Raw genomic sequence first — 6,024 nt, 5'->3', positions numbered from 1 at the left:
CGCGGTGGTCGTCGCCGACGGCGCCGGCCGCGTCCGCGGCACCAGCGCCGCGGAGACCGCGGCCATCACCGTCGGGACGCAGGCGCTGGTCGACGCGGCCAAGGCCGTGGCCACCGCGCGCGCTCAACTACCCACTGTGGACAGTGTGAGCACGCCGGAGAAGGTGGTGCTGGCCGGGGCGAGCCCGAAGCTGGCCTACGAGGTCGTCGTCGCCGGGCGCACCGCCACGGCGCCGAGCAACCTGCACGTGTTCGTCGACGCGGCGACCGGTGCGGTGCTCGACAAGCGGGACGACGTGAAGACGTTCGCTTCCGGCGCGCGCACGCAGGCCCAGCCGTCGACGGTCAACGTGGCCGGCACCGGCAACAGCTACTACGTCGGCAACGTCTCCATCGACACGACGCAGTCCGGCAGCACCTACACCCTGCGCGACCCGGGCCGCACCGGCATCAGCTGCGGCCGCGAGGGTGGCTCCGTCTACAGTGGACCGGACAACAACTGGGGCAACGGCTCCGGCACGGACCTCGAGACCGGCTGCGTCGACGTCCTCTACAGCGTCCAGACCGAGTGGAAGATGCTCGCCGACTGGCTCGGCCGCAACGGCATCAACGGCAGCGGCACCGGCTACCCGGCGTCCGTCGGCCTCAACGACGTCAACGCCTACTGGAACGGTTCCTCGACGCACTTCGGCCACTCGCAGGACAACCAGCGCCAGGCCACCTCGATGGACGTCGTCGGCCACGAGTTCGGGCACGGCATCTTCCAGTTCACCCCGGGCGGTGCCGGTTCCGGCAACGAGAACGGCGGCATGAACGAGTCGACCGGTGACATCTTCGGCGCGCTGACCGAGGCGTACGCGAACAACGCCAAGGACACGCCGGACTACGAGGTCGGCGAGGGCGTCAACCTGGTCGGCCAGGGCCCGATCCGCTACATGTACCAGCCGTCGAAGGCGGGCGACCCGAACTGCTACTCGTCGTCGATCCCGAGCACCGAGGTGCACGCGGCGGCCGGCCCGCAGAACCACTGGTTCTACCTGCTGGCCGAGGGCTCGAACCCGGGTGGCGGCAAGCCGGCCAGCCCGACCTGCAACAACTCGTCGGTCACCGGTCTGGGCATCCAGAAGGCCGGCAAGATCTTCTACAACGGCCTGCTGAAGAAGACCTCGTCGTGGAACCACAAGGCCGCCCGCAAGGCGACCCTCGAAGCCGCGATCGCGCTCTTCCCGGGCAGCTGCGTCGAGTACAACACCACCAAGGCCGCGTGGGACGCCATCTCCGTGACCGCCGCGAGCGGTGAGCCGACCTCGTGCAGTGGCGGCGGGCCGGACTTCTCGGTCGCGCTGAACCCGGCTTCGGGTTCGGTCCAGCCGGGCGCCTCGGCGACCACCACGATCAGCACCGCGATCACCTCCGGCGCGGCCCAGTCGATCACGCTGTCCGCCTCCGGCCTGCCCGCCGGCGCGACCGCGACGTTCAACCCGGCCACGATCCAGTCGGGTGGCTCCTCGACGCTGACCATCGCGACGTCCGCGTCGACCGCGACCGGCAGCTACCCCGTCACCATCACCGCCGACGGGGCCAGCACCGACCACACCGCGACCTACACGCTGTCCGTCGGCACCACCGGCTCGTGCGCCGCGGTGACCAACTCGACCCGCTTGAACATCCCGGACTACCCGGCGAGCGCGGTCAACAGCACCAACACCGTCAGCGGCTGTGCCCGCAACGCGTCGAGCACCACCAAGGTCGAGGTGCACATCACCCACACCTACCGCGGTGACCTCGTCCTCGACCTGGTCGCGCCGGACGGCACGGCGTACCGGCTGAAGAACTCCAGCAGCGACTCCGCCGACAACATCGACACCACCTACACCGTCAACGCTTCTTCGGAAGCCGCGAACGGCGCGTGGCAGCTCCGCATCCGAGACGTCGGCCCCGCCGACACCGGTTACCTGTCCTCCTGGACGTTGACCGTGTAGCACGCCCCACCCCGTGAAGGCCGCACCCGCCAGGTGCGGCCTTCACGGCCGTTCTCCCCAACCCCCACCGAAGGAATTCACCGCCATGAAGTGGAAGACACGACTCGGCGCCGGGGTCACCGCCCTGGCGACCGTGCTGGGCGTCGCAGCCGCGCCCGCGGCCACCGCCGCGCCCGCCACGGCGCTCGCCGCGCCGGACATCTCGCTGGCCAACATCAAGACCCACCTCAACCAGCTGCAGACCATCGCCAACAACAACGGCGGCACGCGCTCGCCGCGGGGCGGCGGGTACGCGGCCTCGGTGTCCTATGTGGAAAACCTGCTGAAGAACGCCGGCTACACGACCACCCGGCAGACCTGCACCAGCTGCATCGGGCAGTCGCAGAACCTGATCGCCGAGTGGCCGCAGGGCGACGCGAGCCAGGTCATCATGCTCGGCGCGCACCTCGACAGCGTGAGCGCCGGCCCCGGCATCAACGACAACGGCTCGGGCAGCGCGTCGATCCTCGAGGTCGCGCTGACGCTGGCCCGCACGAACCCGGCGATGGCCAAGCGCGTCCGGTTCGGCTGGTGGGCCGACGAGGAGTCCGGTCTGGTCGGCTCCAAGTACTACGTCAACAACCTGCCGAGCAGCGAGCGCACGAAGATCAAGACCTACCTCAACTTCGACATGATCGGCTCGAAGAACTGGGGTTACTTCGTCTACGACGACGTCGCTTCGATCAAGGCCGTCTTCGACGAGTACTTCGGCTCCATCGGCATCCAGACCGAGGGCGACAGCGAAGGCGACGGCCGGTCCGACCACGCGTCCTTCAAGAGCGCGGGCATCCCGGTCGGCGGCCTGGCCACCGGCGCCGGCGACATCAAGAGCTCGGCGCAGGCGCAGAAGTGGGGCGGCACCGCGGGTTCGCCGTTCGACAACTGCTACCACCGCGCCTGCGACACGACGTCCAACATCCCGGACGCGCCGCTGGAGAAGAACAGCGACGCCATCGCCTACGCGCTGTGGAAGCTGGCCGTCGGCACGCCGCAGGGCAACGACTTCTCCGTGTCGCTGAACCCCACGTCGGGCACTGTCCAACCGGGACAGTCGCTGCAGGTCGCGGTCAGCACCGCGACGACGTCCGGCTCGGCGCAGTCGATCTCGCTGTCCGCTTCGGGCCTGCCCGCGGGCGCGACGGCGTCGTTCAGCCCGGCCACCGTGCAGTCGGGCGGCTCCTCGACGCTGACCATCACGACCACGTCGTCGACGCCGACCGGCACCTTCCCGGTCACGGTGACCGCGGACGGCGCGAACGCCGACCACACGGCGACGTTCTCCCTCGGCGTCGGCAGCTCCTCGTGTGCGCCGGTGACCAACTCGACGCGGCTGAACATCCCGGACTACCCGGCGAGCGCGGTCAACAGCACCAACACCGTCAGCGGCTGTGCCCGCAACGCGTCGAGCACCACCAAGGTCGAGGTGCACATCACCCACACCTACCGCGGTGACCTCGTCCTCGACCTGGTCGCGCCGGACGGCACGGCGTACCGGCTGAAGAACTCCAGCAGCGACTCCGCCGACAACATCGACACCACCTACACCGTCAACGCTTCTTCGGAAGCCGCCAACGGCGCGTGGCAGCTCCGCATCCGAGACGTCGGCCCCGCCGACACCGGTTACCTGTCCTCCTGGACGCTGACCGTCTGACCGGCCGCTCGGGGGCGTCCTCCGCCGGACGCCCCCGAGTTGTCTAGACCACCCGTTCGTAGGTAGTCACCGGTTCCCCGCGGCGCTTATGTTGGGCGGACACGCCGCGTCCACCCTTCACCGTCGATGGGAGCCGGGATGTCCGGTCGCTTGTTCGCAACCCTGCTGGCCACGGTGCTGGCCGTCCCGCTGTTCGTCTCGGCCCCCGCGCAGGGGGCGGTGCAGGCCGACACGTGCGCGGTGAAATCGCGGCCCGCCGGCAAGGTCCTGCAGGGGTACTGGGAGAACTGGGACGGCGCCGCCAACGGCGTCCACCCCGGGCTGGGCTGGATCCCGATCACCGACAGCCGGATGGTCCAGCACGGCTACAACGTCATCAACGCCGCCTTCCCGGTGATCCGGTCCGACGGGACCGTGTTGTGGGAGAACGGGATGGACGCCGGCGTCAAGGTGTCCACGCCGGCCGAGATGTGCGCGGCGAAAGCCGCGGGCGCGACGCTCCTGCTGTCCATCGGCGGGGCGGCCGCCGGCATCGACCTTTCGTCGTCGGCGGTGGCCGACCGGTTCGTCGCCACCGTCGTGCCGATCCTCAAGCAGTACAACTTCGACGGGATCGACATCGACATCGAGACCGGGCTGACCGGCAGCGGCAACATCAAGACGCTGTCGGCGTCGCAGAGCAACCTGATCCGGATCATCGACGGCGTGCTCGCGCAGATGCCGTCGAACTTCGGGCTGACGATGGCGCCGGAGACCGCGTACGTGACCGGCGGCAGCATCACCTACGGGTCCATTTGGGGCGCGTACCTGCCGATCATCAAGAAGTACGCGGACAACGGCCGCCTGTGGTGGCTGAACATGCAGTACTACAACGGATCCATGTACGGCTGTTCCGGCGATTCCTACCAGGCCGGGACCGTGCAGGGCTTCACCGTGCAGACGCAGTGCCTGAACAACGGCCTGGTCGTCCAGGGCACGACGATCCGCGTCCCCTACGACAAGCAGGTCCCGGGCCTGCCGGCCCAGCCGGGCGCGGGCGGCGGCTACATGTCGCCGAGCCTGGTGTCCCAGGCGTGGCGATCGGTGCCGGGCCTGAAGGGCCTGATGGACTGGTCGATCAACTGGGACGGGTCGAAGGGCTGGACGTTCGGCAACAACGTCAAGTCCCTGCAGGGCCGGTAGGTCAGGAGTCGCCCGCCGGGATCGGGTCGTTGTACTCGCCCGGCGGGCCGGCGTATTCGCGGCCGCCGGCGTCGGGGAAGGGCCATGGGTTCGGGACGCAGCCGTGCAACCCCAGCGTCTGCTGCTCCATCACCGGCGCCGGCTTGCCCGGGCCCGGGCACAGCTCGTGGCCCTGGCCGAGCCGGTGGCCGGTTTCGTGGGTGACCATGTACTGGCGGTAGACGTCGAGCGAAGCGCCGTAGTTCGGGACGGCGTTGGCCCAGCGGGCGACGTTGAGCACGACGTTGCTGCCGTTGCGGCAGGAGGTGTAGCTGTCCGGGGTGCCGCCGCACAGCCTGTCGCGGCTGGCCGGCGTGGCCAGGTAGAGGGTGAAGTCGGCGTCGTCCTGCGGGCCGACCTGCTGCAGCCGCCACTGGCCGCCGGCGGTCCAGCCGCGCGGGTCGCCGAGGATGGCGCGGATCTTCTTGGCGAACTCGCCGGGCCCGACGCCGTCGATGTCGGTCTCGATGGCGATCCGGTAGCGCATCAGCCGGCCCGACTTCCCGGCGACCTCGTCGCTGCCGGCGGTGAACATCCACTGGCCGGACCCGGTCCGCGGGAAGCTGATGGCGACCTCGACGGGCGGCGCGCTCTGCGTCACGGGCTCCCGCTCGGCCGGCGGCGGCGGGACCGAGGTGGCCTCGCCGATGGCGGTGAGGACCGGCCCCGCGGCGGGCGCGGCCACCGGCTGTCTTTCGCCACCGCACCCGCTCACCGCCAGGGCGAGCACGGCCACGGCCGCGGCTCGTCGAGCGGTTTTCGGCATGGGTCCTCCCGGGGTGCGCGGCTTCAGAAGGACATACGGCCGGTGGCCCGGAAAAGTTGCGGTGACCTGCAGTCGCGGAGCGTCACCGCAGCTCAGGGCCACGCATGTGACGACCGCCACAGCGCCCCAATGTGGCGTTCGGTGCGTCCCACGCACCCAACGCGGCGTTCGGTGCATCCAACGCACCCAACGCGGCGTTCGGCGCGCCCAACGCACCCAATGCGGCGCTCGGTGTATCCAACGCACCCAATGCGGCGTTCGGCGCGCCCAACGCACCCAATGCGGCGTTCGGCGCGCCCAACGCACCCAATGCGGCGTTCGGTGCATCCAACGCACCCAATGCGGCGTTCGGCGCGCCCAACGCAC

General features: G+C 70.0%; 4 protein-coding genes and 1 pseudogene. 4 read left to right on the top strand and 1 reads right to left on the bottom strand.

Annotation, left to right across the window (positions count from 1 at the left end):
* The 3 genes from ACWEVN_RS45740 to ACWEVN_RS45730 all read left to right on the top strand — a co-directional run.
* On the top strand, window positions 1-1,981 hold a 1,981-nt coding region (locus ACWEVN_RS45740; RefSeq protein ID WP_452055444.1), incomplete at its 5' end, for a M4 family metallopeptidase.
* Between the two features lie 85 nt (window positions 1,982-2,066).
* Window positions 2,067-3,671, top strand: a complete 1,605-nt coding sequence (locus ACWEVN_RS45735) for a M28 family metallopeptidase (protein ID WP_452055443.1) — start codon at window positions 2,067-2,069, stop codon at window positions 3,669-3,671.
* A 138-nt stretch (window positions 3,672-3,809) separates the two neighbouring features.
* Window positions 3,810-4,853, top strand: coding sequence for a chitinase (locus ACWEVN_RS45730; RefSeq protein ID WP_452055442.1), 1,044 nt, complete (start codon window positions 3,810-3,812; stop codon window positions 4,851-4,853).
* 1 nt (window position 4,854) lies between these two features.
* Here the strand turns inward: ACWEVN_RS45730 and ACWEVN_RS45725 are convergent, their stop codons facing one another.
* A complete protein-coding gene (locus ACWEVN_RS45725; protein ID WP_452055441.1) occupies window positions 4,855-5,658 on the bottom strand; it encodes a DUF3152 domain-containing protein in 804 nt (267 codons plus the stop codon).
* A 131-nt stretch (window positions 5,659-5,789) separates the two neighbouring features.
* On the opposite strand from ACWEVN_RS45725, the pseudogene ACWEVN_RS45720 reads away from it, so the two are divergent.
* Window positions 5,790-6,024, top strand: a pseudogene (locus tag ACWEVN_RS45720) (hypothetical protein); the annotation flags it as partial.

It is taken from the genome of Amycolatopsis sp. NPDC003861, assembly GCF_053605405.1.
This window is presented reverse-complemented; position numbering and strand designations above follow the sequence as displayed.

Bases quoted from the DNA above. Each gene is read 5' to 3' on its own strand.
- ACWEVN_RS45725 (WP_452055441.1), bottom strand. From the start codon at position 5,658: ATGCCGAAAACCGCTCGACGAGCCGCGGCCGTGGCCGTGCTCGCCCTG.
- ACWEVN_RS45735 (WP_452055443.1), top strand. From the start codon at position 2,067: ATGAAGTGGAAGACACGACTCGGCGCCGGGGTCACCGCCCTGGCGACC.
- ACWEVN_RS45730 (WP_452055442.1), top strand. From the start codon at position 3,810: ATGTCCGGTCGCTTGTTCGCAACCCTGCTGGCCACGGTGCTGGCCGTC.